28 protein-coding genes are annotated in these 26,874 nt (G+C 32.8%); 14 read left to right on the top strand and 14 right to left on the bottom strand.

From position 1 onward, the window contains the following. Nucleotides 1–43: 43 nt before the first annotated feature. The 11 genes from OD917_RS01970 to OD917_RS01920 all read right to left on the bottom strand — a co-directional run bounded on the left by OD917_RS01970 (nt 44) and on the right by OD917_RS01920 (nt 10,805). On the bottom strand, nt 44–610 hold the full coding sequence (locus OD917_RS01970) for an anthranilate synthase component II (RefSeq protein ID WP_263521864.1): 567 nt from the start codon (nt 608–610) through the stop codon (nt 44–46). 93 nt (nt 611–703) lie between these two features. After that, entirely contained in the window at nt 704–1,144 is a 441-nt protein-coding gene (locus tag OD917_RS01965) for a hypothetical protein (protein ID WP_263521863.1), read from the bottom strand. A gap of 102 nt (nt 1,145–1,246) precedes the next feature. Then, nucleotides 1,247–2,647, bottom strand: coding sequence for an anthranilate synthase component I family protein (locus OD917_RS01960; protein WP_263521862.1), 1,401 nt, complete (start codon nt 2,645–2,647; stop codon nt 1,247–1,249). Between the two features lie 298 nt (nt 2,648–2,945). Then, on the bottom strand, nt 2,946–4,226 hold the full coding sequence (locus OD917_RS01955; RefSeq protein WP_263521861.1) for a hypothetical protein: 1,281 nt from the start codon (nt 4,224–4,226) through the stop codon (nt 2,946–2,948). 205 nt (nt 4,227–4,431) lie between these two features. Continuing rightward, nucleotides 4,432–4,998: a YceI family protein gene (locus tag OD917_RS01950; RefSeq protein WP_263521860.1), complete on the bottom strand. Its 567-nt coding sequence runs from the start codon at nt 4,996–4,998 to the stop codon at nt 4,432–4,434. 38 nt (nt 4,999–5,036) lie between these two features. Next, on the bottom strand, nt 5,037–5,669 hold the full coding sequence (locus tag OD917_RS01945) for an NAD(P)H-dependent oxidoreductase (RefSeq protein WP_263521859.1): 633 nt from the start codon (nt 5,667–5,669) through the stop codon (nt 5,037–5,039). A gap of 13 nt (nt 5,670–5,682) precedes the next feature. Further along, nucleotides 5,683–6,141, bottom strand: coding sequence for a MarR family winged helix-turn-helix transcriptional regulator (locus OD917_RS01940; RefSeq protein WP_263521858.1), 459 nt, complete (start codon nt 6,139–6,141; stop codon nt 5,683–5,685). Between the two features lie 288 nt (nt 6,142–6,429). After that, nucleotides 6,430–8,007, bottom strand: coding sequence for a glycerol-3-phosphate dehydrogenase/oxidase (locus OD917_RS01935; RefSeq protein WP_263521857.1), 1,578 nt, complete (start codon nt 8,005–8,007; stop codon nt 6,430–6,432). A gap of 241 nt (nt 8,008–8,248) precedes the next feature. Beyond that, nucleotides 8,249–8,725, bottom strand: coding sequence for a YeeE/YedE family protein (locus tag OD917_RS01930; protein WP_263521856.1), 477 nt, complete (start codon nt 8,723–8,725; stop codon nt 8,249–8,251). A gap of 10 nt (nt 8,726–8,735) precedes the next feature. Further along, on the bottom strand, nt 8,736–9,299 hold the full coding sequence (locus OD917_RS01925) for a YeeE/YedE family protein (protein ID WP_066035164.1): 564 nt from the start codon (nt 9,297–9,299) through the stop codon (nt 8,736–8,738). Nucleotides 9,300–9,389: 90 nt separating this feature from the next. Continuing rightward, nucleotides 9,390–10,805, bottom strand: coding sequence for an MBL fold metallo-hydrolase (locus tag OD917_RS01920; RefSeq protein WP_263521855.1), 1,416 nt, complete (start codon nt 10,803–10,805; stop codon nt 9,390–9,392). Between the two features lie 204 nt (nt 10,806–11,009). On the opposite strand from OD917_RS01920, the gene OD917_RS01915 reads away from it, so the two are divergent. From OD917_RS01915 to OD917_RS01885, 7 genes are all read left to right on the top strand, one after another. Then, on the top strand, nt 11,010–11,600 hold the full coding sequence (locus OD917_RS01915; RefSeq protein ID WP_263521854.1) for an HD domain-containing protein: 591 nt from the start codon (nt 11,010–11,012) through the stop codon (nt 11,598–11,600). A gap of 387 nt (nt 11,601–11,987) precedes the next feature. After that, on the top strand, nt 11,988–13,334 hold the full coding sequence (locus OD917_RS01910) for a cytochrome ubiquinol oxidase subunit I (protein WP_263522047.1): 1,347 nt from the start codon (nt 11,988–11,990) through the stop codon (nt 13,332–13,334). Nucleotides 13,335–13,336: 2 nt separating this feature from the next. Then, entirely contained in the window at nt 13,337–14,413 is a 1,077-nt protein-coding gene (gene cydB / locus OD917_RS01905; RefSeq protein WP_263521853.1) for a cytochrome d ubiquinol oxidase subunit II, read from the top strand. Nucleotides 14,414–14,424: 11 nt separating this feature from the next. Further along, the gene (locus OD917_RS01900) at nt 14,425–14,889 is read left to right on the top strand and encodes a hypothetical protein (RefSeq protein ID WP_263521852.1); all 465 of its coding nucleotides are present in this window, start codon (nt 14,425–14,427) and stop codon (nt 14,887–14,889) included. A gap of 214 nt (nt 14,890–15,103) precedes the next feature. After that, the gene (locus tag OD917_RS01895) at nt 15,104–15,499 is read left to right on the top strand and encodes a helix-turn-helix domain-containing protein (RefSeq protein WP_263521851.1); all 396 of its coding nucleotides are present in this window, start codon (nt 15,104–15,106) and stop codon (nt 15,497–15,499) included. Nucleotides 15,500–15,786: 287 nt separating this feature from the next. Next, complete coding sequence (locus OD917_RS01890; RefSeq protein WP_263521850.1) at nt 15,787–16,191, top strand: hypothetical protein; 405 nt, start codon at nt 15,787–15,789, stop codon at nt 16,189–16,191. Between the two features lie 229 nt (nt 16,192–16,420). Further along, nucleotides 16,421–16,807 (top strand): helix-turn-helix transcriptional regulator, encoded by a 387-nt coding sequence (locus OD917_RS01885; RefSeq protein ID WP_263521849.1) that lies wholly within the window; start codon nt 16,421–16,423, stop codon nt 16,805–16,807. A 90-nt stretch (nt 16,808–16,897) separates the two neighbouring features. Here OD917_RS01885 and OD917_RS01880 read toward each other — a convergent pair whose 3' ends face one another. Beyond that, nucleotides 16,898–17,683, bottom strand: a complete 786-nt coding sequence (locus OD917_RS01880; protein ID WP_263521848.1) for a sulfite exporter TauE/SafE family protein — start codon at nt 17,681–17,683, stop codon at nt 16,898–16,900. A 188-nt stretch (nt 17,684–17,871) separates the two neighbouring features. After that, nucleotides 17,872–18,498, bottom strand: coding sequence for a Crp/Fnr family transcriptional regulator (locus tag OD917_RS01875; RefSeq protein WP_263521847.1), 627 nt, complete (start codon nt 18,496–18,498; stop codon nt 17,872–17,874). A 361-nt stretch (nt 18,499–18,859) separates the two neighbouring features. Between OD917_RS01875 and OD917_RS01870 the strand changes: the two genes are divergently transcribed. From OD917_RS01870 to OD917_RS01855, 4 genes are all read left to right on the top strand, one after another. After that, nucleotides 18,860–19,171, top strand: coding sequence for a rhodanese-like domain-containing protein (locus OD917_RS01870; RefSeq protein WP_095929060.1), 312 nt, complete (start codon nt 18,860–18,862; stop codon nt 19,169–19,171). 73 nt (nt 19,172–19,244) lie between these two features. After that, nucleotides 19,245–20,825: an NADP-dependent glyceraldehyde-3-phosphate dehydrogenase gene (locus OD917_RS01865; RefSeq protein ID WP_263521846.1), complete on the top strand. Its 1,581-nt coding sequence runs from the start codon at nt 19,245–19,247 to the stop codon at nt 20,823–20,825. 334 nt (nt 20,826–21,159) lie between these two features. After that, nucleotides 21,160–23,037, top strand: coding sequence for a M1 family metallopeptidase (locus OD917_RS01860; protein ID WP_263521845.1), 1,878 nt, complete (start codon nt 21,160–21,162; stop codon nt 23,035–23,037). 165 nt (nt 23,038–23,202) lie between these two features. Then, complete coding sequence (locus tag OD917_RS01855) at nt 23,203–23,811, top strand: tetratricopeptide repeat protein (RefSeq protein WP_263521844.1); 609 nt, start codon at nt 23,203–23,205, stop codon at nt 23,809–23,811. Between the two features lie 43 nt (nt 23,812–23,854). On the opposite strand, the gene OD917_RS01850 is transcribed toward OD917_RS01855, so the two are convergent. Next, nucleotides 23,855–24,418, bottom strand: coding sequence for a PorT family protein (locus OD917_RS01850; protein ID WP_263521843.1), 564 nt, complete (start codon nt 24,416–24,418; stop codon nt 23,855–23,857). Nucleotides 24,419–24,595: 177 nt separating this feature from the next. On the opposite strand from OD917_RS01850, the gene OD917_RS01845 reads away from it, so the two are divergent. From OD917_RS01845 to OD917_RS01835, 3 genes are all read left to right on the top strand, one after another. Next, the gene (locus tag OD917_RS01845; protein ID WP_263521842.1) at nt 24,596–25,003 is read left to right on the top strand and encodes a GNAT family N-acetyltransferase; all 408 of its coding nucleotides are present in this window, start codon (nt 24,596–24,598) and stop codon (nt 25,001–25,003) included. 139 nt (nt 25,004–25,142) lie between these two features. Beyond that, entirely contained in the window at nt 25,143–25,523 is a 381-nt protein-coding gene (locus tag OD917_RS01840; protein WP_263521841.1) for a hypothetical protein, read from the top strand. A gap of 177 nt (nt 25,524–25,700) precedes the next feature. Continuing rightward, on the top strand, nt 25,701–26,783 hold the full coding sequence (locus tag OD917_RS01835; protein WP_111288860.1) for an efflux RND transporter periplasmic adaptor subunit: 1,083 nt from the start codon (nt 25,701–25,703) through the stop codon (nt 26,781–26,783). The last annotated feature ends 91 nt before the right edge of the window (nt 26,784–26,874 follow it).

Raw genomic sequence — 26,874 nt, 5'->3', positions numbered from 1 at the left:
GTTTCATGCTTTCTGTGACTGAAAACTGAGACTGCGACTAAAACTAACTCTTAATCCAATTCTCTAAAATCTTTTTCCCATTTGGTGTTAAAACGCTTTCTGGGTGAAATTGAACGCCTCTTACGTCATAACTTTTGTGTCTCAAAGACATAATTTGACCATTTTCGTCTACAGAAGTGGCTTCTAAATCTTCTGGTAAATTGCTGTCAACAACCCAAGAATGGTATCTTCCAACTTCAAATTCGTTTCCTAAACCTTCAAACAAAATTTCGTCATCTACAACGGTTTTTACATTTGTTGCAACTCCATGATATACTTTATCAAGGTTAGAAAGTGTTCCGCCAAAAACTTCTCCGATTGCTTGTTGTCCTAAACAGACTCCAAGAATACTTTTCGTTGGACTGTATTTTTCTATTACGGCTTTTAGCAAACCTGCTTCATCTGGAATTCCAGGTCCTGGAGAAAGCAATATTTTCTCAAAAGATGCAATTTCATCAATATCAAATTCGTCGTTTCTATAAACGGTAACTTCGCAGTTTAAATCTTCTAAATAGTGCACTAAATTGTAAGTGAAACTATCGTAATTGTCTATAACTAATATTTTTTTCATCGTGTGTGTATTTTTTGTTTCAGGTTTTCTTTGTTTCAGGTTTCAAGTTGTTGGAACGTAAAACTTGAAACTTTAAAACTGAAACCAATTTTTTTATTTCTCTCGAACGTATTTTTCTATAATTATTCGATCTATTCCTAATTTTTCTAATCTTTCAATTCCTTTTTGAATTAAAGTGTCGTTTTGAACTTTTACCACAAATTCAAATTTGTTGTTTTCCCAATCGCGGTTATTGAAATACTCTAGATTTTCAGTATAAATGCTGTCTTTTAAAGTATATTTTCCACCTCCAGCAAAATATAATGCTGTTGTTGAATCTTTCCCGTTTTTCAAATCATGATTTAAAAATGCAAAATGAGTTTCATTTATAATTTTAATCATTTTAGTATGTCGGTTAAAAGTTGAAAAAGTAGAATCTTTTTCAGTCGTTTCAGCTGATATAAGACGCCAGGTTCCTTCAATTGGGTTTCTCTTTTCAGAGTTGCATGACGTTAGGGTAATAATTAAAATTAAAATTGAAATTGCTTTTTTCATGGTTTTTTAGGGTTTGTTAGTTAATTGTTTCAAGTTTTCTTTGTTTCAAGTTTCAAGTTCACGTCCAAACAACTTGAAACTTGAAACCTGAAACAAAAAAACTTATATTTTCTCTGCCATTTCAAGAGCGGTGTTTAATGCTCTTAACTTATTATAAACTTCCTGCATTTCGCTTTCTTCGTCAGAACTTGCTACAATTCCTGCACCGGCCTGACAGTGCAATTGGTGATTTTTAGAAAGGAAAGTTCGAATCATAATCGCGTGATTAAAGTTTCCGTCAAAATCCATAACTCCAATTGCGCCTCCGTAAAAATTACGATTTGTTTTTTCGCAGTCTTCAATTAGTTGCATTGCTCTATGTTTTGGCGCACCACTCAAGGTTCCTGCTGGGAAAGTGTCTGCTACAACTTGCATTGTAGTTGCTTTTTCGTGTAAATGTCCCGTAACTTTTGATACTAAGTGGATTACGTGAGAGAAAAACTGAACTTCTCTATATTTTTCTACATTAACATCGTGACCATTTCGGCTTAAATCATTTCTTGCCAGATCAACCAGCATAACGTGTTCGCTGTTTTCTTTTTTATCTTCCGAAAGTTCTTTAGCTAAAAGCGCATCGCGTTCGTCGTTTCCAGTTCTTTTGAAAGTTCCCGCAATTGGATGAATTTCTGCTTTTCTATCTTTTACGATAATTTGTGCTTCTGGCGAAGAACCAAATATTTTGAAATCTCCATAATCAAAAAAGAATAAATATGGAGAAGGGTTAATGCTTCTTAAAGCTCTATAAACATTGAATTCATCTCCTTTGAAACCTTGAGTAAATCGGCGAGAAAGAACCAATTGGAAAACATCTCCACGGTAGCAATGTTTTTTGGCTAAAGCCACATTTGCTTTAAATTCCTCATCAGTTAAGTTAGAGAAACCTTCTCCTTCTTTAGAGAATTTATAAGAAGCAATATTTCTTGATTGCAGTAATTGCTCGATTTCTGCAATGTTGTTTTTGTTATCTACACTATGGCAGAAGATGTAAGCTTCATTTTTAAAATGGTTAATTGCAATAATGTTTTGATAAACAGCATAAAAAACATCTGGAATTGAAGTCGCGTTATCTTTTTTAGCAATTGAAACTTTTTCGAAATAACGGACTGCATCGTAAGAAATGTATCCGAATAAACCGTTATTGATGAATTTAAAATCGTTTTTCTCTGATTTGAATTGGCTTGAGAATTCCTGAATTACCTGAGGAATATTTGTCGAAGAATCAATGTTGATTTTTTCTGAAGTTCCGTCTGGGAAAGTTTTAGAGATAACTTCATTTTCAATTTTAATAGTGGCAATTGGATTGCAGCAGATGTATGAGAAACTGTTGTCATTTCCATGATAATCACTACTTTCTAGTAATAAACTGTTTGGAAATTTATCTCTGATTTTGAAATAAATACTCACCGGCGTAGCTGTGTCTGCCAGAATTTGTTTGTAATGTGTATTAAGAATAAAAGGTTTCAAAATATATAGTTTTTAATTCGTTAGTTGTTTTTTGTTTAAAATTGGACCAAAAAAAAAGGCTTGTCGTGATGACAAGCCTTTTAAATTTATAGTTTTTACAATACCATAGGAAGCTTTGTTCACGACGTCTGACGTAAATTGTTCCACCACCAAGTATTGTTTAATATTGTTCTCATATCTGTTTTTGTTGTGACAAATATATAAATGTAATTTGAATTGAAGTATATAAAATTTGAAAAAAAACTTTTCGAATCTGGAAAATTTGTTAAATTTTAATTGAATTTACTTCTATAACTCGTTAGTTTCCACTTGCTACCGTGTTATTTACGCTTAATCTAAAATCTGGGTTTCCTTTGATGTTTGGAAGCGAAAATAATTCAATAAGTTTCAGTTTAGTATATTCTATTCCATAAGCTGGGTTGCCATAATAACTTTTTATACCAGGAATATTACTTCCAGATTCGCTTTCGATTTCACCAGTACAGTTGTTTGCGATAACATTTTTAAAACTAATTTTTGACAAATTAGCTTCTCCATTTCCAATATTTCCTTCCAATAAAACAAAAGGAGCAAATCCAGAAACAACACTATTTGTTAAACTGAAATAGGTATTTTCTCTAATATAAGCAGATTCTCTTACTAAACCTTGATTGTTTTCTTCTAGATTAACCAAAGTTATATTGCTTGCATTGATTTTAGTCATCTTTTTAGTCATGTCTGTGTTGGCAACTTTTTCGTATGAATCTACTTCAAAACATCTTGATCCTGAAATATCTGAAGAGAATGGGTGGCGAATTGCGATACTATTACTGATGTTAATCTGAGCACCTTGCGTGAAATCAAAATCATCATCTGTTGTTCTAAATGAAATCAAATTAGTCAAATTCAAATCTCCGCCATAGCATTCAAAAGAATCATCATTAGAAAAGCTAATTTGAACATTGCTTACAATTGTTTTTCTTCCCACACCAGCAAGAGAAAGACCATTAAGTTCTTTAGAAGCACTTAATTTTCTTCCAGCATACTCGATTCTAACATATTTTAGAATTCCTGAATTATCTTCAGGATCTTGACCTCCATAGTGATTTAAGGTTGGATCTAAATCAAAAGGCAAAGTATGAATACCTCCTAAAGTGTTTATTGGAGCTTTTCCTAAAACGATAATTCCACCCCAGTCACCTGGCTTTCTATTGTTTATTTCGTTTTCTGAAGTGAAAATAATTGGATCAGTTTCTAATCCTTCTGCTACAATTTTTGAACCATTTGTGATTACAAGAGTTCCGCAGGTTTTATCATCACCTCGTATTACAGTCCCCGGCTCGATCGTTAAAGTTGCATTATTTGTAACGTACACAACACCAACTAAATGGTAAACATTACGTTTTACTAATCGCATATCTTTATCAATTGTTCCGGCAATTATATTAGTTGCTTCGCCATAGTCATTAGCAGCTGGTTTAAAGCTCGTCCAGTTGTTCATCCAATTTGAAGTTCCAATTATTCCTTTTGGCTGTTGTTGAGCTTGTACGAAAAAGCTGGTAATTAGACTTATGCATGCAATACGTAATTTTGTTTTCATAACTATAATTTTAATTTCTAGTTTGTGATTTTTTAATTGTCCCAAAAATAGAAGCCGTATGTTAATCAAAGCTCTGATACTTATTACGAAAGCGTTATTATACTATTAAGAACGTTAAGGTTATGAAAAGTTTTTAAAAAAAATAAACCCCAACAGTGTGAACTGCTGGGGTTTGTAATATTTACGAACTAGTAAGCTTGAAATATTAGAATTTTAAAGCTACAGCTAATTCAAATTCGTCGCTGATAGTTTTGTCTCCTAAACCTTCAAAGAAGCTACCTGAACCGTATTTAATATCGTATTTAGTTCTGTCAACTTTGAAAGCAGTTGTAGCAGTGTTTCCTTTTACAGTGATATCAAAAGTTACTGGTTTAGTGATTCCTTTGATAGTTAAATCTGCAGTTACAGTATAAACGTCAGCAGATTTTGCACCGATAGTTTTGAAAACTAATTTTGAAGTTGGGAATTTGTCAGTTCCGAAGAAATCGTCAGCTTTTAAGTGACCGTTTAATTTTCCTTGGTATTCTCCAGTTAAATCTGTAGAAGTTAAAGAAGTCATGTCAACTGTGAAGCTACCACCAACTAATTTTTTTCCTTTGAAAACTACTGCACCTTCTTTGAAGTTTACAGTTCCAGAGTGTTCTCCAGTTACTTTTTTACCTACCCATTTAATAGTAGATGCTTTTACGTCGATTTTTTTAGTTTGAGCGTTTACTGAGATTCCAGCTGCTGCTACGAATAATGCTATTGCAATTGTTTTTAAATTTTTCATGTTGTTAAAATTAAAATTTGAATTTGATTAATAAATAATTATAGAGTGATAAATAATTCTTCGTGTGATTTTCTAACTTTTTTCTGGTGTTGAGATTTATCGTCATCATGTCTGTAGCCTACAGTTGCAATTACTGAAGCATTTAAACCTAATTTGTCAAAACCTAAAATTTCGTTGAATTGAGCTGCATTGAAACCTTCCATAGGAGTTGCGTCAATTTTTAATTCAGCTGCTGCATTTAATAAGTTGCCTAAAGCTAAATAAGTTTGTTTTGCAGTCCAGATGTGTTTTGCATCTTCTGATAAATTAGCGATTACATTTTTCATCATGTCGCTAAATCCGCCTAAAGCTTCTGCAGGAACACCTCTTACTTCGCTAATATTGCTGATGTATTTGTCAACAGAACCTGCATCAAGGTTTAAATCATTTGCAAAAATGAATAGGTGAGAAGCGTCTGTAATTTGAGTTTGTCCCCAAGCTGCACCTTTTAATTTTTCTCTTAATTCTGGATTTTCAACAATAACTACTTTATAAGGTTGTAATCCGTATGAAGAAGCACTTAATCTAACCGCTTCTTTTAATGTATTTAAATCAGCATCCGATATCTTTTTTGATGCATCAAATTGTTTAGTTGCGTATCTCCAATTTTGATTTTCTAAGAAATTGCTCATAGTATTTATTATTTTATTTGTTGGTTCTATATTTTTCTAATAATTGATTTAAGAAAACTAATTCTTCTGGTTTTAAATTGTTTGCAAATGCCTGCTCATGCTCATCTACTTTTGGATCTAATTCTTTTAAAACGTCCAAACCTTTTTGAGTAATCGAAACTTCAATTTTTCTTCGATTATCAGGACAAACATTTCGAGTTACAAAATCCTTCAATAATAATTTGTCTACCAAACGCGTTGTGTTGCTTGTTTTGGCAAGCATCCGCTCTTGTATCACACACATATTAGCGGGCTTTCCTTTTTGTCCTCTTAATATACGTAACACATTATATTGTTCTCCAGACAAATCATACGGTTTGATTAACTCGTTGAAATGATCCTGAATCACATTCTGCGTGTACATGATATTCAGAATAACTTTTTTCGCATTATCCATCTTAACCGTACTCTTAATAACTTCTTCAATTGTCATAGTCGTAAGTGTATAATTTGTATATACAAATGTAGAACTTTTAATATTTGTATATACAAATGTTGTGTTAATTATTTGTTAATATGTTTAAATGCGCTCTTAGCAAGAACTAAAAGGATAGTTTTTGATACTAAAATTAAAGTAATTTTTCAATATAACGTTCTGATATATTGTGAATTAATAATTTTTTAAAATCAGGAAGTGATTTTTGTTTGTATTATTTTTTAAATGGCTTTTTGTAAGACGATTTTAAAATAGAAGTTACTCAAAATGAGCTGAATTTACTATTTATTGGAATTCCGATAGAAGAAAACCGTTTGCAATTTGTCTGAAATCGGCAATTTCTGTGTTTATCCAAGCTTCATCGTGTCCTAATTCTTTAGCAATTACCTTTGCCGTTTTCTCCGAAACTTCGATCGCAGCTCTCGCATCTAAGAACAATAAACGAACTCTTCTCGCTAAAATATCATCTACAGTTCTTGCCATTTCATAATGAATAGCCCAAACCACTTCTGCCATTGTAAATTCATGATCAGGATGCAGTTTTTCTTTTAATTCAGGTTCGCTTTCTTGTAACTCAATTATTTTCGGAATATCAGAACCATATATATATAGATGATTTTCTCTATCTAAAGAATTTGTAGATTTATTTCCATGAATGGGAAGATGTTCTGTACGACATTCCTTCGGAGATAATTTTCCATTTTTGATTGCTTTATCAATAATATCTTCAGCAATTTTTCTGTATGTTGTCCATTTTCCGCCAGTAATAGTAATTAGGCCTGTTTCTGAAACTATAATTTTATGACTTCTAGAAACTTCTTTGGTGCTTTTTCCTTCTTCTTTCGGCGCTGCCAACGGACGTAATCCTGCAAAAACAGATAATACATCTTTTCTTTCTGGTTTTTTCGCCAAGAATCTTTGTGCGGTTTCCAAAACAAATTGAATTTCGCTTTCTAAAGCAATAGGTTCTAAACTTTGTTTCTTTATTAAAGTATCGGTCGTTCCAACCACAATTCGATTGTGCCACGGAACTGCAAATAAAACTCTTCCGTCTTTTGTTTTCGGAATCATTAAAGCATTTTCGCCAGGAAGAAAAGATTTATCAAATACCAAATGAATTCCCTGACTCGGAACAATATATTTTTTATAAACGTTATCATTGAGTTTCATAATGGCATTTGTAAAAACTCCTGTAGCATTTATTATAGCAGAACCTTTTATATCGTATTTAATTCCGTTTTCTTGATCTTGAACTTGAACACCAATAATTTGATTTTTATCGTCTTTTAGCAAATTGACAACTTTTACATAATTCAAAACACAAGCTCCGTTTTCTACGGCAGTTTGAGCAAGATTAATCGCTAAACGCGAATCGTCAAATTGTCCGTCGTGATAAATAACACCATTTACCAATCCATTTTCTTCTACATTTGGAAGCATTTCAATAGTTTTCTTTTTCGAAAGATATTTTGAACTTCCTAAACTCAAACAACCCGACAATAAATCGTAAATTTTTAATCCGATTGTATAGAAATAACCGCTAAACCAATGATAATTTGGAATAACGAAGGATTGGTTTTTAACTAAATGATTTGCATTTTGCGCTAATAATCCTCTTTCTTTTAATGCTTCTCTTACTAAATGTACATCACCTTGCGCCAAATAGCGTACTCCGCCATGAACCAATTTAGTGCTTCGGCTTGAAGTTCCTTTTGCAAAATCTACAGCTTCAAATAAGATTGTTCTGTAGCCACGACTCGCAGCGTCAATAGCTGTTCCGAGTCCGCTAGCGCCGCCGCCAATAATGATTACGTCCCATTTTTCGGTATTTTGTAGTTTGATTAATTGTTCTGGGCGGTTCATGCTTTATTAATTTATTTTGGAAAATGTTGTTTAAAGCAAACTTAACGAAAGGAAATTAAAAATTGATGAAGAAAAATATTTAACCGCAAAGCGCGCAAGGTTTTTTGCAAATAAGATTTTTATAAAGCGCAAAGTTCGCAAAGCTTTATAAAAAAACTTTGCGAACCTTGCGTATATCTTTGCGTGCTTTGCGGTTAAATCAACTTGAAACCTGAAACAAATAAAACTTGAAACAAGTTTATTAATGAGGTAATTTATCCTTAATCAATCCATAAACCCAAGTTCCAAAAATAGCACTTACTAAAGTAATTACAATTACAGTTGCTCCTGTACCAATTTGTGCAAAAAGTGGCCCTGGACAAGCGCCAGTAATTGCCCATCCGAAACCGAATAACAATCCGCCGTAGATTTGTCCTTTGTTGAAAGTTTTTGGCTGAATTTCGATTTTTTCGCCATCAAGAGTTTTGATATTGAATTTTTTAATTAATTGTACTGATATTAATCCAACAGCAACAGCGCATCCAATTACGCCATACATGTGAAATGATTCCAAATTAAACATCTCTTGAATACGATACCAGCTGATAATTTCTGCTTTTACGAATACAATTCCGAAAAAGATTCCAACTATTAAGTATTTAAGGTTTGCTAATGCCGTTTCTTTTTTCTGGCTTGCATTGATTCCTTCGCCGTCTATATTTTTATTTTCTAAACTCATTTTTTAAATTTTAAAGTGAAAGAATATAAGGTAAAATCAAAAGTGCCATTACAAAACCGCCAATCATAAAACAGATTGTCGCTACCAATGATGGCCATTGTAAGTTTGATAATCCCATAATTGCGTGTCCGCTTGTGCAACCGCCAGCGTAACGAGTTCCAAAACCTACTAAAAATCCTCCAACAACAATCATGATAAATCCGCGAAGCGTTAATAAGCTTTCCCAAGAAAATAATTGTGCAGGAACTAAACCACTATGATCTGTAATTCCGTAAGTGGCTAATTTCTCTGATAATTCAGGAGCAATTTCCACAGGATTTGGATTCGAAAGAAAATGAGCAGCAATAAAACCACCGAAAAATATTCCAAGAACGAAGAATAAATTCCAGCTTTCTTTTTTCCAGTCGTATTTAAAGAATGAAATATTTGCAGGGATACAAGCCGCACAAATATGACGAAGTGAGGAACTAATCCCGAAAGATTTATTTCCGATAATTAATAAAATTGGAACAGTTAATCCAATTAATGGACCTGCAACATACCAAGGCCAAGGTTCTTTAATGATTTCTAGCATAATTTTTTAAGGTTCTAAGTGGCTAAGATTCTAAGTTGCTAAGGTCAAAATCTTAGAACCTTAGAATCTTAGTAGCTTAACATCTTTAAATTATTTTAATACTTTACTTTGACAAACAAAATCTGATTTTGGAATATTCGTTTTTGAAATTGCTCCAAAACCACCTTCAACTTCAGAGAAATTTCTGAAACCTCTTGCTTGAAGTATAGAAGCTGCAATCATACTTCTGTAACCTCCAGCGCAATGCAAAAAGAAATGTTCGTTTGGATTAATATCTTTTACCCAATCATTAATATAAGCCAAAGGTTTGCTGTAAGCGTCATCAATATGTTCAGCTGCGTATTCTGTCTCTTTACGGATATCTACAACTTTATCTTCGCCAAATTTAAATTCGTTGGCAAATTGTTCAGCAGTAATTCGGTTTACAGTATCAATTTCGAAACCTGCATTTTGCCATGCTTCAAAACCGCCCTCCAGATGTCCAATAATGGTATCAAAACCAACACGGCTTAAACGTGTTACGGTTTCTTCTTCCATTCCGGCCGCAGTAACCAATATGATTGGCTGTTTTACATCTGCAATTAAAGTTCCAACCCACGGAGCAAAATCACCATTGATTCCGATATTGATAGATTGCGGAATAAATCCTTTACTAAAATCGGCCGCACTTCTTGTATCTAGAATTAAAGCGCCAGTTTCTTCTGCGGCAGCTTCAAATTCTTTTGCATTTATCGCTTTCATTCCGTTGTGTAAAACCGTTTCAAAGCTTTCGTAACCTTGTTTGTTCATGGCAACGTTCATACTGAAATAGGCTGGAGGAGGCAATAATCCGTCAGTTACTTCTTTAATGAATTCTTCTTCAGTCATATTAGCACGCAAAGCGTAATTTGTTGCTTTTTGATTTCCGATAGTCGAAACAGTTTCTTTGCTCATGTTTTTTCCGCAAGCGCTTCCCGCACCGTGTGCAGGATAAACGATTACTTCATCAGCCAAAGTCATGATTTTATCTCTTAACGAATGAAATAAAATTCCAGCCAATTGATCTTGAGTCATTCCAGCTGCTTTTTGAGCTAAATCTGGACGACCAACATCTCCAATGAATAAAGTATCTCCAGAGAAAATCGCGTGATCTTTTCCGTTTTCATCAATTAATAAAAATGTAGCACTTTCCATGGTGTGCCCAGGAGTGTGCAAAACTTTAATCTTTACGTTTCCGATTTTGAATTCCTGTCCGTCTTTCGCAGAAATGCAATCAAATTCGCAGGCAGCATTTGGGCCATAAACAATTGGAGCTCCAGTTTCTTTGCTTAAATCAACGTGGCCAGAAACGAAATCGGCGTGAAAATGCGTTTCAAAAATATATTTCAGCTTTACTCCATCTCGCTCTAAACGATCCAGATAAGGCTGAATTTCTCTAAGCGGATCAATAATGGCCGCTTCGCCATTTGAAGTGATATAATATGCACCTTGAGCGAGGCATCCGGTGTAAATTTGTTCTATTTTCATGATAGGTATTGTAAAATGATGGGTTACAAAGGTAACTTTGTTTTTTAAAAAAATAGGTGACTAATGTTACAGAAATTAGGTTTTTGTGTAAAAAAAAGTGGTGTTTGTCATATTCAATTGAGATAAATTAATTTTAAGTTGAGCAATTACGCTTTAAGCTTTAATTTTGCATATGACGAATGTCATTTCAAAACAAAAAAGAAAATGAATACACAGGACTTATTAGATCAGATTGCTTTTATAAAAGAAATTGATAAAGTAAAATACATTCAGCGTAAGACAAAATTATTCAATAGCGATCGATGCGAAAATGATGCAGAACACAGCTGGCATTTGGCTTTGATGGCAATCGTTTTGGCAGAACATTCAAATGAACCAATTGATATCTTGAAAGTCGTAAAAATGGTTTTGATACACGATATCGTAGAGATTGACGCAGGAGATGTTTTTATTTATGATACTGTAAAAAGTCATGATAATACAGATGAAGAACGTTTGGCCGCAAATAGAATCTTTGGTTTACTTCCTGAAAAACAAAAAGAAGAATTTATTGCCATTTGGGAAGAATTTGAAGCAGGAGAAACCAACGAAGCCAAATTTGCAAAATCTATGGACAGACTTGAACCATTATTGCAAAATACATCAAACAACGGCGGAACTTGGAAAGAGTTCGGCGTGAAATACGATAAAGTTTACGAAAAGAAAAGCGTTATTAAAGAAGGTTCAAAATCGATCTGGAATTATGCCGAAGGTTTGATTAACGAAAGTGTTGAAAAGGGGATTTTGGAGAAATAAAATAATAGCCACGCAATCAAAATCAAACATAGCCTGCGGTTTCAACCGCAGGAAACGTATCTAGGATTGTGGATTATGAATTGCGTTCCCGCGGTTGAAACCGCGGGCTATGTTTCATACGATATCTATACACAATATTGTCATTTCGACTGAAAGGAGAAATCACACGCGGGATTCCGCAACGTATATTTCCAATCTTTGTTGAATTTCTAGTGTGATTTCTACTTTCAGTCGAAATGACAAATTTTGTGAAAAACTTTAAGTGTCATTAATACCCTTTAAATTGTTGAAAAGTTTAACAAATATCATACGATAAACTTTTTTTAAAGGACGTTAATTCGGGTTCTAATGGTTAAATTTGTGGAACTTCATAAACAAATTACCATTATGGAAGAAATGCTCTTTTATGATCGAATGCAATTTGCCTTCACGATTACTTTTCATTATCTTTTTCCGCAACTTACAATGGGTCTTTCGTTGATCATTGTTTACTTCAAGTGGAAATTTCTCAAGACTAAAGACGAACAATACAATCACGCCACCCATTTTTGGATGAAAATCTTCGCCCTCAATTTTGCAATGGGAGTTGTAACGGGAATTCCAATGGAGTTTCAGTTTGGAACCAACTGGGCTAAATTCTCCGAATTAACAGGTGGAATCATCGGGCAAACTCTAGCCATGGAAGGAATGTTTTCTTTCTTTCTCGAATCTTCTTTCTTAGGAATATTTCTATTTGGAGAAAAACTCCTCGGACATAAATGGCATTTTGTAACTGGATTGCTAATCATGATTGGTTCTTGGGCCAGCGGATTTTTAATCATCGCCACACATTCTTGGATGCAGAATCCTGTTGGTTATGAAATCTTGGAAAACGGAAAATTTGTATTGAATAATTTCCAAGCTTTATTTTTAAATCCTTGGCTTTGGCCGTCTTATTTGCATAATCAAGCTGCTTCGTTGGTAACAAGTTCTTTTGTTGTTGCCGGAATTGGAGCTTTTTATATTTTAAGTAAAAAGAATGTTTCTTTCGGGAAATTGTTCTTAAAAACGGGAGTTATTTTCGGATTGATTTCGAGCATTTTTGTTGCTGTTCCAACAGGAGATTTATTGGCTAAAAATGTTGTGAAATATCAGCCCGTAACGTTTGCTGGAATGGAAGGGATTTTTCATACCGAGAAAAAAGGTTCAGAAATTGTCTTGATTGGTCAGCCCGATGTAAAAGACAAAAAACTGGATAATAAAATTGCGGTTCCAAATATTCTGAGTTTCCTGACTTATGGAAATTGGAATCAGGAAATAAAAGGTTTAGATCAGTTTGAAGAAGATCTGCATCCGACAAATATTTCAGGATTGTATTATGCTTATCATATTATGGTTGGACTTGGAACTGTTTTTATTGGATTAATGGTGCTTTCGCTTTTTCAATTAATAATAGGAAAACTTTTTGAAACCAAGTGGCTTTTGTGGTCTTTAATGTTCATGATGCCATTTCCGTACATTGCCAATACTACAGGTTGGTACACGGCAGAATTAGGAAGACAGCCTTGGTTGGTTTACAATTTATTGCGAACAGCATCTGGTGCTTCGCCAACAGTTTCTTCTGGAAATACCTTATTTACATTGCTTGGCTTTATTGGTTTGTATCTTTTGCTAGGAATGTTGTTTTTGCTTTTGGTTGGAAAAATTATCAATAAAGGTCCTCACAATGTGGAACTTTCAACAGAAAAAATATAAGTATGGAGTTTTTTTGGTACGTAGTTTTAATGGGAATTTTGGCTGTTTATCTAGTTTTAGACGGCTATGATTTTGGTGCAGGAATTATTCATTTATTTTTTGCCGATACAGAAAAAGATAAAAAAGCGATAACAAATGCAATTGGTCCGTTTTGGGATGCCAATGAAGTTTGGCTGATTGCAGCAGGAGGCGTTTTGTTTTTTGCTTTTCCAACTTTATACGCTTCGTCTTTCAGCGGATTTTATTTGCCTCTAATAATGATTTTATGGCTTTTGATTTTCCGCGCCATAGGATTAGAAATGCGTGGGCAAGTACACAATCATATGTGGGAAAGTATTTGGGATAAAGCTTTCGGAATTGCAAGTTTGCTTTTGGCTCTTTTCTTCGGAATTGCTTTGGGAAATATCGTTCGTGGCGTTAATCTCGGAATGGTGCAAAATGGAGTTTCAACACAAGAACCACACTTTTTCTTCTTGCCTTTATGGAATCCAACTTTTAGTCCGCAAGCAAATGAATTGGGAATTATTGACTGGTTTACACTTTTCTTAGGAATTGTGAGTGTCGTGGCATTAACAATTCATGGTGCAAATTGGATTATTTATAAAACAAATTCGGCGCTGAATCCGAAATTGAAAAAAGTGGTTTTTGCTTTGAATATTGTTCTGTTGGTTTTGGTTTGTATTTCGTTGCAAGTATGGCATTTTATCGAACCTAAACCGTTTCATAATTTTGTTGAAAATCCGATTCTTTGGTTTTTTCCATTGTTGACTTTTGTTGGAATTTTAGGATTGTTCAAAGTTCGTTCTTTCAAAAAAGACGGTCACGGATTTCTATTTTCGACTTTGTTTTTAGTTGGCGGATTTGCCTCTACAGCCGTTTCGATTTTTCCGAATGTATTGCCATCAACAAATAAAGTAAATCCGTCATTGACAATTTATAACACTGCCGCTCACGAATACGGATTAAACGCTGGTTTAAGCTGGTTTTTTATCGCTTTGTTTCTGGTGATTATTTATTTTATTATTCAATATCGTGTTTTCAGCGGGAAAATGGATGATATTGGGTATGGAGAACATTAATTTCTTAATACATGAAAAATAAAAATATTACTCTAATAATACTTGCAATAATCTGTATTACATTTATAGGTTGCGAAAGGCAGGACAAGAGTTTACTTGAAAGTAGAAATGAATTATTGCAAAAAAAGAATGATTCTCTAAATAGAAAATTAGAAATCGCGAAAGAAGCAATCGTTGTTTTACAAGACAGAAACGCCTGGTATGATCCTGAATATGACAATGCCGATTTTAAAAAGAAAGGAATTGCCGATTCAGAAAAATTTATAAAAGATGAGTTCGGAAAAAGAACAGACCTAATTCCTTTACAACCAGCTTTAGGAGGAAAAATGTCTTTTGGTACAATTCAATTATTAGGAAGTAAATTTTTAATTGCTGATTATGAGGATGGGCATGTAGAAGGTAAAAGTATATACAGTTATAAATTGAATGATTCTGGTAAGATAGAATTTAAATTGATTGGTTCAGAAGAGAATTGAAAAAGATATAATCAATTGCCTCCAGTTTTAACTGGAGGTTTTTGTTTTGATTTGAGTCGGGCTTTAGCCAAAATAGTAAAGTTTGGCTAAAGCCTTTTTTGGACACATTTTTTTACCTCCAGCTGAAGCTGGAGGCAATTTAATTGTATAGTGTGAAAAAATTGTATTTTTACGAATCAAATAATTTCTCGAGAATTTTAAATATCTTTGAATTATGAGCACAACAGCAAAACCAAAACATATAGGAAGAAACATAAGCCGAATTAGAGAGCTTAAAGGAATGAAGCAAGAAGCTTTGGCAATGGCAATTGGTTTAAGCCAGCAAACTGTTTCGAATATCGAATCGAGTGAAACGATCGATAATGAAAAATTGACAGAAATAGCAAAAGCACTTGGTGTTACTATCGAAGCAATTGAAAATTTCTCAGAAGAATCTGTTTTCAATTTCTTTAATAACTTTTATGATAATAGTTCAAGTCAGGGAAATAGCTTTAATCAAGGAATGTATGCGACTTTTAATCCTTTAGATAAAGTGGTAGAACTTTATGAACGTTTGGTTCAAGCAGAAAAAGAAAAAGTAGCGTATTTAGAAAAACTGCTTAAAAAATAATATAAAAACATTGAGATAAAAAACCGTTTACTCTTTCATAAGTAAACGGTTTTTTATTTTGATTTTTGACAGAATTAAAAGATAAAATGTCCTGAATAAGCCCACTTTATAATCATAATCATTTACTAAAGATTTAATTACAACTACAAGTTATATTCTATAATTTGAATTGTAGGAAAAAAAATGAGTTAATGCTTAATATTGCGAAGCTAAGAATTTTTCCCCCTAAAGAATTTTTAGAAAACGATTTTTACTAAAAGCTTAAATCATTTTTACCTACTAAATTTATGCCCTTAACAATTTTTTCAGACAAGGTTAGATTCCGTTACAAATCTAAAAACAGGCAGTATCAATTTGATGAAATTAAAGAAATTGGACTGCTCAAAAAAAAGAAAAAGTATTTTCTTGAAAACGGCGCTTTTATTGCCGTAACCGCTGTGACTTATTATTGTATGATATTTTCAGACTTAATGGATTTATATTATATAATTCCAGCTATTTTGTGTTATACACTTATTATTGTTTTCAGATTCAGCAATTCTAAAGAATCAGTGTATTTCGTTTTTGTAAAAGATATTTATCAAAACGAGATACGAACTAAAATCGAAGCAAAGGATCGTGTTCTGGTAGGCAAGCAGATTGATCATTATTTGGATCTTCAGTTTGAAAGAAGTATAAAAAGAACCGCTTAAGAAAAATTGATGTTTATATTTGATATTTCCCATTATGATGTGTTTTTCATAATGGTAGCTTTGTTATACGGTTATTTTATTACGAAAAAGAAAAAATTAACGAAACGCTAAGTCATATTTTACCAATTATGAAGTAGCTTTATCAATACCCAAAAATAAGTATAGTTGTGCCGTTTAGATTTGACGGCTGGCTGTTTTAACTATACATGACCCCAAAGCAGAAAGAATTATGGCCACAACAATTAAGAACAAAATAAAAAATATTAGAGAGTTAAAAAATTATACTCAGGAATATATGGCAGAGAGATTAGGTGTAACTCAGGCGGGTTACAGTAAAATTGAAAAAGGAAAAACGTCTTTGAGTTATGAGAAATTAGTCGAAATAGGAAAAATTTTGGATGTCAGTGTCGAGGATATAATTAGTTTTGATTATGATAAATATTTCAATAATTTCAATAAAATTACTGGAAATAATAACGGAAGTATTTTAATCAATGCCGACAATACTTCAATTTTAAAGGAACTTTACGAAGACAAAATTCAATTGCTAGAAAAACTGCTTAATAGAACTGAAATAGAGCTAGAACGTTATAAAGATAAATTTGGGGAAATTTAGAGGTTTTAGTTTCATCTTTGTCAAAGTGTAAAAGCTTTGACAAAGATTACTCTACAAGTGAAACTAAAATTATCTTTTTTGAAGTCGTTTTTAAAACAAAACTTCTTTTGCAATTATATAAAACCCCATTACGAGAACAAACCATCCGAAGAGTGGTTTTAATTTTGTGCCGTCAATTTTTTTAGAAAATTGGCTTCCAATAAGCATTCCGATTAAAGCCATTGCAGAAACGCTTAACAAGAAAGTATAATTTATTGGCGTGCCAATGTATAAATCGCCTGCAAAACCTATTGATGAGTTAATGGTGATGATTAATAATGAAGTTCCGACGGCTTGTTTCATTGGCAAATTGGCGAAAAAAAGCAAGGCAGGAATAATTAAAAATCCGCCGCCCGCGCCGAGAAATCCAGTTACGATTCCGACTAAAAAGCCAATAAAACTCAGCTGTAAATAATTGGTTTCTGCTGATTTTATGTCGGACTGATTTTTTTTTATCATAGAAATTGCTGCTGTAATCATTAGGATAGAAAAGATAATCATAATCAGAAAATCTTTTGAAACGGTGTATGACGCAACAGAAAATAAAGTCGCTGCAATTTGCGGAAATATAACTTCACGGATTATCAAAATCGAAATAACAGAAGGGACAGCAAAATACAAAGCTGATTTCAGTTTTAGATTTCCCATTTTGTAATGGCTATAACTTCCAAACAATGCCGTTAATCCAACAATAAATAAGGAATAAGAAGTTGCCTGATCTGGATTTACTTTAAATAAATAAACTAAAATTGGAATGGTCAAAATAGAACCGCCTCCGCCAATTAAGCCAAGTGTGATTCCGATTATGATTGAGGCAAAAAATCCTAAATATTCCATTGCATTTATTTTGATGCAAAGTTGCTTCGGAAATTAGAAACCTACAGTAACATTTATCACAGAAGATTTTTTTTAGCCACGAATTCACGAATTAGCGATAATTTTATTTGTGCAATAAATTCCACAGATTATCTAATTTGTTTCCGTTCAGATTTAAAAAAAAAATCGAGAATTCGTGGCAGAAAAAATTATTTCAATAATTCAATCTGGTTTCGGTTGAGTTTGACTAGACCACGCTGTTCCATTTTTTTGAGTAATCTGGAAACGACTTCTCTAGAAGTGTTTAGTTCGGTAGCAATTTCTTGATGCGATAAATTTACTTCAGAACAGCCACAAGCATCAGAATGTCTTTTCAAATAAAATTCCAATCTTTCGTCCATTGAACGGAAAGCGATATTATCAACTACTTCGAGAACTTCTTCAAAACGGCTTCGGTAGGTTTCAATTACAAATTCGTACCAAGAACGGTGTTCCATCATCCATTTGTCCATCAATTGTAGCGGAATCATCATGACTGTAACATCTTCAACCACTTTTGCCATAATCTGGCTTTTTTCACTTTTTGCCGTACAAATCATTGATATTGCACAAGCTTGTCCAGGCTGTAGGTAATACATTAAAAATTCTCCGCCATCTTCGCCTTCGCGATAGATTTTGATTTTTCCTTTAATGATCAAAACAGTATTCTTGATATATTGTCCGGTGCGCATTAAAATGGTTCCGGCTTTAAAATCTTGAAGACTTCCGTTTTCTTCAATTGTAGTAACAAGTTCGTTGGAAAAATTAGGAAATATGGTTTTTAAGGAATGCTGCATTTTGTAATTTTTTTTGCCACGAATTAGATTAATTAACTACAATTAATTTGTGATAAATAGTGTATTTCGTTGCGAATATTTTTGTCAAAATCGAATTAAAAATTGTAATTGTTTGCAAAGATAATAGTTTGGATTGTGATAAATTATCATAAAATTAGATTTAAGATTAATTTTATGTAAATGAAAAAATCCTATTTTCTATCGATTTTGTAGGCTGAATTTTTAAAAATAGTAACTAAATTTGTAATTCACTGATTATAATACTTTCTCTAAAACGTTTTCTGAGAATAATAATCGAAATCGCATTTGGTACGTTTTTTATATATAGAAACGTCGTAATTTTACAAAAACACATTTTATTATGAATTTATCACAAGAAGATTGGGTTGCTCAGTTAGAAGCTGACGAAAATGCAGTTATACTTGATGTAAGAACTGAAGACGAATTTAATGACGGCTACATTGAGAATGCTCTTAATATTGATATCAATAAAGGGCAGGCATTTATCTATGAAATCGAAGAATTAGACAAAAATAAAAATTATTATGTATACTGTCGTTCTGGAGCTAGAAGTGCAAAAGCATGCCAGATCATGAACGAATTGGGTATCGAAAATGCCTATAATCTGCTTGGAGGAATCCTAGATTGGGAAGGCGAAACAGTACAACCATAAAAGAAGAAGAGGCATAAAAAAGCCTCTTTTTTCTTTTGACAATAGAATTACCAGACCATTAAATAACCAAATTATGAGTTTTATACCAGAAGAATATCAGATTAATAGTCTGATAAACCAAGATACTTATCTTGTAAATGGAGAATTGAAACAATGGACAGGGCAAACCACACCTGTGTTTTCTACTATTTCTTCAACTGAAAAGTATTCTCCAACTTTATTAGGATCTATTCCTTTTATGGGAGAAAAAGAAGCAGCAGAAGTTGTCGAAGCTGCTACCAATGCATACGATATGGGACAAGGTTTATGGCCGACTATGAAAGTTGCCGATCGTATAAAAAGCATGGAGAATTTTGTGAAACAAATGAAAGAAACCCGCGAAGAAGTAGTGAAATACTTAATGTGGGAAATTGGAAAATCATTAGGAGATTCACAAAAAGAATTCGACAGAACAGTAGAATATATTTACGATACTATTGCCAGCTATAAAGAATTAAACGGGCGCAGTTCGCACTTTGAAAAAGTTCAAGGTGTAAACGCTATGATTCGTCGTGGACCTCTTGGAGTTGTTTTGTGTCTTGGACCTTACAACTATCCTCTAAACGAAACTTTTTCATTGTTGATTCCTGCTTTGATTATGGGTAATACTGTAATCTTCAAACCAGCTAAACATGGTGTTTTATGTATTTCACCATTGTTAGAAGCTTTTAGAAGCAGTTTTCCAAAAGGAGTAATCAATATCGTTTACGGAAGAGGGCGTGAAGTTGCTTCTCCGATTATGAAATCTGGAAAAATTGATGTTTTAGCATTAATTGGAAACAGTAAATCAGCGATTGCTTTACAAGATCAGCACCCGAATAAAAATAGACTACGTTTGATTTTAGGTTTAGAAGCCAAAAATCCAGCGATTATTCTTCCAGATGCCGATTTAGATTTGGCTATTCAAGAATGTATTACAGGAAGTTTGTCTTTTAACGGTCAGCGTTGTACAGCGTTGAAAGTGTTATATGTTCACGAATCTATCAGAGAAGAATTCAACAAACGTTTTGCAGAAAAAGTAGACAGTTTGGTTTTTGGAAATCCGTGGGAAAAAGGAGTTTCTTTAACACCGCTTCCTGAAACAGATAAACCAAAATATATTCAAGGTTTAATTGATGACGCTGTTCATAAAGGAGCTAAAGTGATCAATGAAAAAGGAGGAAAACATACTGATAATTATATTTTTCCAGCAGTTCTTTATCCAGTAAACAAAGAAATGCGTGTTTATCACGAAGAACAGTTTGGGCCAGTTGTTCCTGTACTTTCTTTCAAAGACATTAAAGAACCATTAAAAGATATGGCAGAATCAAATTACGGACAACAAGTGAGTTTGTTTGGTAAAGACATCAAAACACTTGCACCGCTAATTGATGCTTTAGTTAATTTAGTTTGTAGAGTAAACCTCAACAGTTCTTGCCAAAGAGGACCAGACGCTTTTCCTTTCACAGGAAGAAAAGATTCTGCAGTAGGAACTTTGAGTATTCCAGATGCTTTGCGTTCTTTCTCAATTCGTACGTTTGTAGCTTCAAAAGATATCGATTATAATAATGAGATTCTGCAGGAATTGCTTAACAGCAAAGAATCGAATTTTATTAATACTGATTATATTTTGTAGCCATCAAGGTTATATATTAATTGTAGACTCCGTCTGTTGCCTTTTGGTCACAGGCGGTTTTTCTTTTTTTTGTGAAATGTAAAATGTAATAAGTGAGATGCAAAAAGTAGTTTTTTATATCAACATTTCACATCTAACATTTCAGATCTAACATTTCAGATCTAACATTTCAGATCTAACATTTTACATCTAACATTTTACATCTAACATTTTACATTTTACATTTCACATTTCACATTTCACAATTCACCATTAACAATTAATAATTAAATTTGTAACATTGCCTTCAAACAGCAGTCTTATATAAATAATTTTAAAGATCTAAGAATCATTTATGAAAAAGAAAATATTGCAATTTGCATTAATAGCATTTGTTCTTTTTGCTCAAAATAACTTTGCACAAGAGCTTTATATGCCGAGAAATATAAAAAAAGCTTATACAGACGGAACACGTTCTAAAGACGGAAAACCAGGAGTAAACTATTGGCAGAATCACGGAAAATATAACATGGAGATTTCAGTTGATCCGAAAACGAGATTGGTCAGCGGAACAGAAACCATCATTTATGAAAATAATAGTAAAGATACCTTAAAAAGTATTGCTATTCGTTTTGTAAACAACCTTCACAAACCTTCTTCGCCTCGTGGCAGTGGTGTTAGCAACGATTTTTTAAGCGACGGATTAATGATTACTTCATTGAAAATAGAAAATGAGGTCTATAAAGAAGACGCTAAAAATTGGGGAACTGTAGAAAGTGTAAAACTAAAAAAACCGATTTTGCCACATTCAAAAACCGTTTTAAATATTCAGTGGAACTATCCTTTGTCTAAAGAAAGTGGAAGAGAAGGGCAAATAGACGAAACAACTTTTTTTGTAGCTTACAGTTATCCAAGAGTTTCAGTTTATGATGATTATAATGGTTGGGATAAATTGCCTCATACAGATCGTCAGGAATTTTATAATGATTTTAATGATTACGTTTTCTCTGTAAAAGCGCCTAAGAATTATGTGGTTTATGCGACTGGAGATTTATTAAATCCAGACGAAGTTTTACAGCCAGAATTTGCAGCGCGTTTAAAGAAATCTTATACAACAGACGAAATTCTTCATGTCGCTAATGAACAAGAAATGAAAGATGGTGTTGTGACTAAACAATACGATTGGAATGTCTGGAAATTTGAAGCTAAAAATATTTCTGATGTCTGTTTTGGTTTAAGCGATCATTATTTGTGGGATGCAAGCAGTGTCGTGGTTGATAAAAAAACAAATCGTCGTGCAAGTGTTCAGGCAGCTTATGATGTAAAAGGATTAGATTTCGTAAATTCTGTAAAAAACAATCAATATGCTTTAGATTGGTTTTCAAATAATTGGCCGGGAATTCCTTATCCATTTTCAAAAATGACTGCTTTTCAAGGTTTTGCAGATATGGAATATCCAATGATGTGTAACGACTCAGAAATGGGAGATCCTGTTTTTGCGCAATTAGTTCAAGATCATGAAGTAGCTCACACTTATTTTCCATTTTATATGGGAATTAACGAAACGCGTTACGCATTTATGGACGAAGGTTGGGCAACGACTTTTGAATATTTAATTGGAACTGCGGAGCATGGTAAAGAAGCTGCTGATAAATTTTATAAAGACTTTAGAGTAAGCCATTATATAAACGATCGATCTTCAGAACAAGACCAGCCTATTATAACAATGTCTACACAGGTTTCTGGAGCAGGTTATGGAAATAACTCATATGGAAAAGCTTCACTTTCTTATTTGGCTTTGAAAGATATGTTAGGAGATGATTTGTTTAAAAAAGCTTTGCACGCTTATATGGACACATGGAATGGAAAACACCCAATTCCGTGGGATTATTTCAATTCTTTTAATGCAACAACAGGAAAGAATTTAAACTGGTTTTTCAACAATTGGTTTTTTACCAACAATTATTTAGATATTGCTGTAAAAGGTATTTCTGCTGATAAGAAAATTATAACTGTAGAAAATATTGGCGGTTTTGCAATTCCTTTTGATGTAATTATTACCTATACTGATAAATCGAAAGTAACACTTCATCAGACACCAGCAATTTGGGAAAAAAATCAAAAAACGGTAAAAATAGTTTTGAAAAGCACTAAAAAAATTGATCAGATCCAGCTTGACGGAGGTATTTTTATGGATGCAACGCCTGAAAACAATGTATTGAATGTTAAATAGCTAAGTAATTTTTACACTATATCTAAAAATGTCTCTTTATTATTACATAAAGAGACATTTTTTATTTTGAATGAATAAAAATATTGCAAATTATGGAAAACCGTAATGAAGTTTTTATAAAAAAGAGTATGTTTGTAAAATAATAAAAAACCTACAAATTTTTGAATGAAAAATACATTTGCTCTTATTGTTTTATTGGTTGCCGTTCAATTATATGGACAGAATGATCAGAAAACTACTTTTCAAAAAAACAAATACGAATTAGCCATTTCGTATTACAAAAAATCCGATTTTGTAAAAGCTATTGATTTATTTTCTTTAGCTGCAAAAATTAAACCTGAAAACGAAATAGGCAAAGAAGCAGCTAAAAAAGTTGACACTTTACGCGATGTTTTGAGGAAAGAAATTTTGGATCAAGCTGTAGGAACTTGGAAAAAATCAGGAAATCAACCAGTTTGGTCAAGTGCAGCTGTTAATAATCAATCTGCAATTGAAGAAGTTATAGAAATTAAAGAAGATACTATTTTGTTTTATGAAGTAGATAAAAAAACTCAAACGAGAAAGCTTATTAAAACAGAAAATTTGATTTATAACGATTCTAATAGTACAGTGTCTTTATTTTCAGAAATTGTACTTTCTGATGGAACAATTTGGAATTGCAGTATTAATGAAAAAGCAAACGTATTGCATGTAATTAACGTTGCAGTTAAAACCGAAGAAGGAATAGAAAAAATAAAAAGTGATAACGAAGAAAGTTATTACGTTAAGATCTAAAAAAAAAAGGGAATCATACGATTCCCTTTTTTTGAATTGTATTTTACAAGAATTTAAATCCGAGTGATAAATTTGTTACACCCGTTTTAATTTCGCCACCAGAAGAATCGATATCAGTTAGACCCGCAAGATATCGTACATCAAATGTCAATCTCCAGACATCAACTCCAACTCCTCCAAGTATACTGTGATTATTTCTTTCTATTGTGATAGAATTGAGATTATTACTGGTACTGATGTCTGAATAATTCTTCCAGTTGTATCCAGCAAAGATTCTTACATTGCCAGCTTTTCCCAAAGGAATAATTTTAAGTCCAGCAATTAAGGTAGCATCTGTTCCTCCCAATTTAAATTCTGTTTCTCCAATGCCATCTTGATAAACACTGAAATTCGTGTTTGCATAGCCAAATTCACCTTGAGCATAAAAAAGCGCAAGATTTAATCTGCCAAAAGCAGCAAAACCGATTCCAGTATTAGTATGGTCAGAACTGAAATTATTTGTATTGACAGAAGTAATATTGGTTGAAACTTGAGGGCCAATTTGTATTAACTGCGCAAAACCATTTGCACAAATACATAAAAATACTGCTAAAAAGAACTTTCTCATAACCGAATTTATTTGATTTTGGTGATATAAAAATAGTCATAAATAGATTAAAATTGAATGATTTGTCTGGTTTATTTTTATGCAAAGTTTTGAAAGTGAGTTAAATGTGGTTTTTTGTTTTGCTTTTCTAATTTCCATCAAAATGAATTAATTTTGACTCAGTTGAAATATTTTACAATGGAAATAAAAGCAATTAAAGCATCAGATACTTGGCAGATTAGACATGAAGTCATGTGGCCAGATCAGCCTTTTGAATTTGTTCAGCTCGAAGAAGATAATTTTGGATTGCATTACGGTGTTTTTGATGACAATCAATTAGTCTCAATTGTTTCTTGTTTTATTGTAAATGATGAGATGCAGTTTAGAAAATTAGCGACTTTGCATTCTTATCAAGGAAGAGGAATCGCATCTGAATTATTGAACTATATTTTTGAATCTGCTAAAGAAAAAGGAGTGAAAAAAATCTGGTGCAATGCTAGAACAGAGAAGAAACAATTCTATAAAAAGTTTGGAATGATCGATACAGGAACTTCTTTTACCAAAGCAGGACAGGAATTTACTATTATGGAAAATGTGTTTAAGTGATTGATATTTAATATTTTGTTCTTTTTTTAAGTGTTTTAAATCATTGATTTAAATTGAAAACGTTTTCGTAAAAAAAGCAATGTTAAGACTTTCTTATTTTATTTTTTATATTATAATCTTTTACTACTTTCGCACCCAAATGAGAAAGTTAATAGTATTTTTTGTATTCATGAATATGCTTCTGTGCGGCGGAGGCCAATATCTTAATGCAAATACTTTTGGCTTACCTCAACACCACAATCTTGAAAAGAAACATCGAGTTAAATTTACCAGTCAAGATCGAGGATCTTCAATTATAGAAGATGCAGACGTTGATATTGAGGAAGATCTTCTAGGAAGTGATGATGTTGATGGACTTACGAATAAATTTTTTGCAACAACTTACAGTTTAGTAGACCATTTGTATCTGACACTATCAGATCAATCTGTTGTAAATGATTCCAATCGTTTTAAAATTTCTACACCCGTTTTCGGGCATTCAAATCCTTTATACATTACTCAACGCGTATTAAGAATTTGATTTTACAGTATACATCGGTTGCCTGAGTTGCGATCTGCATATCTTGTTGATGTATATTATTTCTTTACTTCTACTTATATGAAAATTGAGGTCAAGCTAGGGCTTTCAGGTGTCTAACCATCTTTAAGGAATCTATGTATTCCAAGCATTCAATCGCTTAATTTCCATTTTAAAATCATGAAAAGAATTATCTTGTTCACAGGCTTTATGGCCTTGGTGTGCTTAACCAGTTGCGCAGAAAAAAAAGAAGAAAAAGAAGAGGCGGAAAAGTTTACAGTAACAAATCCGATAAAAATTGACACTTCATTTACAAAAGACTATGTTTCTCAGATTAGATCTGTTCGAAATATCGAAATCCGTGCCCAAGAAAAAGGGTTTTTACAAAATATTTATGTTGATGAAGGACAGTTTGTAAAAGCTGGACAACTTTTATTTAGAATTATGCCGAATATGTATCAGGCAGAATTACTAAAAGCTCAAGCTGAACAGAAATCAGCTGAAATCGAATTACAAAATGCTAAATTATTGGCGGACAAAAATATCGTTTCTAGAAACGAACTTAGTGTAGCTCAAGCAAAATTGCAATCTGCAAAAGCTGAGGTTTCATTAGCAAAACTACATTTATCATTCACAGAAATCAAAGCTCCTTTTGACGGAACAATTGATAGAATTCCATTAAAACTAGGAAGTCTTATCGACGAAGGGGAATTATTGACAAGCCTTTCAGACAATAGTCAGATGTTTGCTTATTTCAATGTTTCTGAGCCAGAATATCTTCAGTATGAAACTAATATCAAAGACAGAGCAGATAATAAAGTTGCTTTAGTATTAGCTAACGGAGATACTTTTAAAGACAAAGGAAATGTTGAAGTTATAGAAAGTGAATTTAACAATGAAACTGGAAATATCGCTTTCAGAGCAAGATTCCCTAACTCAGGAAAATTACTTAGAAATGGTGAAACAGGACAAGTTCAAATGAACGTTCCTCTTAAAAACGCTATTGTAATTCCACAAAAGGCGACTTACGAAATTCAAGATAAAAAATATGTTTTTGTAGTAAGTAAAGACAATAAAGTAAGTTCTAGAGAAATTACAATTACAGGTGAAATCCCTGATTTGTATGTAATTAAAACTGGTCTTACAGAAAATGATAAAATCTTGCTTGAAGGAGTTCAGAAAGTAAAAGAAAACGACAAAATTAAATTTGAGTACGAATCTCCTAAAGAGGTAATCAATCATTTACGTTTAAAAGCAGAATAGGTTTTTGTTTTAATAGTTTCAAGTTTCAGGTTTCAAGTTTACTGCTGAACCTGAAACTTGAAACGTGAAACACTTTTAAACTTCAATAAGT

Origin of the sequence: Flavobacterium sp. SH_e (genome assembly GCF_025717045.1) — a bacterium.
Classification (GTDB): Bacteria; Bacteroidota; Bacteroidia; order Flavobacteriales; family Flavobacteriaceae; genus Flavobacterium.
Note: the sequence above shows the minus strand (reverse complement) of the source record. Positions and strands in the feature narration are given on the sequence as shown.

Coding starts and splice junctions, on each gene's coding strand:
- OD917_RS01970 (WP_263521864.1), bottom strand. CDS start 610: ATGAAAAAAATATTAGTTATAGACAATTACGATAGTTTCACTTACAAT.
- OD917_RS01965 (WP_263521863.1), bottom strand. CDS start 1,144: ATGAAAAAAGCAATTTCAATTTTAATTTTAATTATTACCCTAACGTCA.
- OD917_RS01955 (WP_263521861.1), bottom strand. CDS start 4,226: ATGAAAACAAAATTACGTATTGCATGCATAAGTCTAATTACCAGCTTT.
- OD917_RS01950 (WP_263521860.1), bottom strand. CDS start 4,998: ATGAAAAATTTAAAAACAATTGCAATAGCATTATTCGTAGCAGCAGCT.
- OD917_RS01945 (WP_263521859.1), bottom strand. CDS start 5,669: ATGAGCAATTTCTTAGAAAATCAAAATTGGAGATACGCAACTAAACAA.
- OD917_RS01940 (WP_263521858.1), bottom strand. CDS start 6,141: ATGACAATTGAAGAAGTTATTAAGAGTACGGTTAAGATGGATAATGCG.
- OD917_RS01935 (WP_263521857.1), bottom strand. CDS start 8,007: ATGAACCGCCCAGAACAATTAATCAAACTACAAAATACCGAAAAATGG.
- OD917_RS01930 (WP_263521856.1), bottom strand. CDS start 8,725: ATGAGTTTAGAAAATAAAAATATAGACGGCGAAGGAATCAATGCAAGC.
- OD917_RS01925 (WP_066035164.1), bottom strand. CDS start 9,299: ATGCTAGAAATCATTAAAGAACCTTGGCCTTGGTATGTTGCAGGTCCA.
- OD917_RS01920 (WP_263521855.1), bottom strand. CDS start 10,805: ATGAAAATAGAACAAATTTACACCGGATGCCTCGCTCAAGGTGCATAT.
- OD917_RS01915 (WP_263521854.1), top strand. CDS start 11,010: ATGAATACACAGGACTTATTAGATCAGATTGCTTTTATAAAAGAAATT.
- OD917_RS01910 (WP_263522047.1), top strand. CDS start 11,988: ATGGAAGAAATGCTCTTTTATGATCGAATGCAATTTGCCTTCACGATT.
- cydB (WP_263521853.1), top strand. CDS start 13,337: ATGGAGTTTTTTTGGTACGTAGTTTTAATGGGAATTTTGGCTGTTTAT.
- OD917_RS01900 (WP_263521852.1), top strand. CDS start 14,425: ATGAAAAATAAAAATATTACTCTAATAATACTTGCAATAATCTGTATT.
- OD917_RS01895 (WP_263521851.1), top strand. CDS start 15,104: ATGAGCACAACAGCAAAACCAAAACATATAGGAAGAAACATAAGCCGA.
- OD917_RS01890 (WP_263521850.1), top strand. CDS start 15,787: ATGCCCTTAACAATTTTTTCAGACAAGGTTAGATTCCGTTACAAATCT.
- OD917_RS01885 (WP_263521849.1), top strand. CDS start 16,421: ATGGCCACAACAATTAAGAACAAAATAAAAAATATTAGAGAGTTAAAA.
- OD917_RS01880 (WP_263521848.1), bottom strand. CDS start 17,683: ATGGAATATTTAGGATTTTTTGCCTCAATCATAATCGGAATCACACTT.
- OD917_RS01875 (WP_263521847.1), bottom strand. CDS start 18,498: ATGCAGCATTCCTTAAAAACCATATTTCCTAATTTTTCCAACGAACTT.
- OD917_RS01870 (WP_095929060.1), top strand. CDS start 18,860: ATGAATTTATCACAAGAAGATTGGGTTGCTCAGTTAGAAGCTGACGAA.
- OD917_RS01865 (WP_263521846.1), top strand. CDS start 19,245: ATGAGTTTTATACCAGAAGAATATCAGATTAATAGTCTGATAAACCAA.
- OD917_RS01860 (WP_263521845.1), top strand. CDS start 21,160: ATGAAAAAGAAAATATTGCAATTTGCATTAATAGCATTTGTTCTTTTT.
- OD917_RS01855 (WP_263521844.1), top strand. CDS start 23,203: ATGAAAAATACATTTGCTCTTATTGTTTTATTGGTTGCCGTTCAATTA.
- OD917_RS01850 (WP_263521843.1), bottom strand. CDS start 24,418: ATGAGAAAGTTCTTTTTAGCAGTATTTTTATGTATTTGTGCAAATGGT.
- OD917_RS01845 (WP_263521842.1), top strand. CDS start 24,596: ATGGAAATAAAAGCAATTAAAGCATCAGATACTTGGCAGATTAGACAT.
- OD917_RS01840 (WP_263521841.1), top strand. CDS start 25,143: ATGAGAAAGTTAATAGTATTTTTTGTATTCATGAATATGCTTCTGTGC.
- OD917_RS01835 (WP_111288860.1), top strand. CDS start 25,701: ATGAAAAGAATTATCTTGTTCACAGGCTTTATGGCCTTGGTGTGCTTA.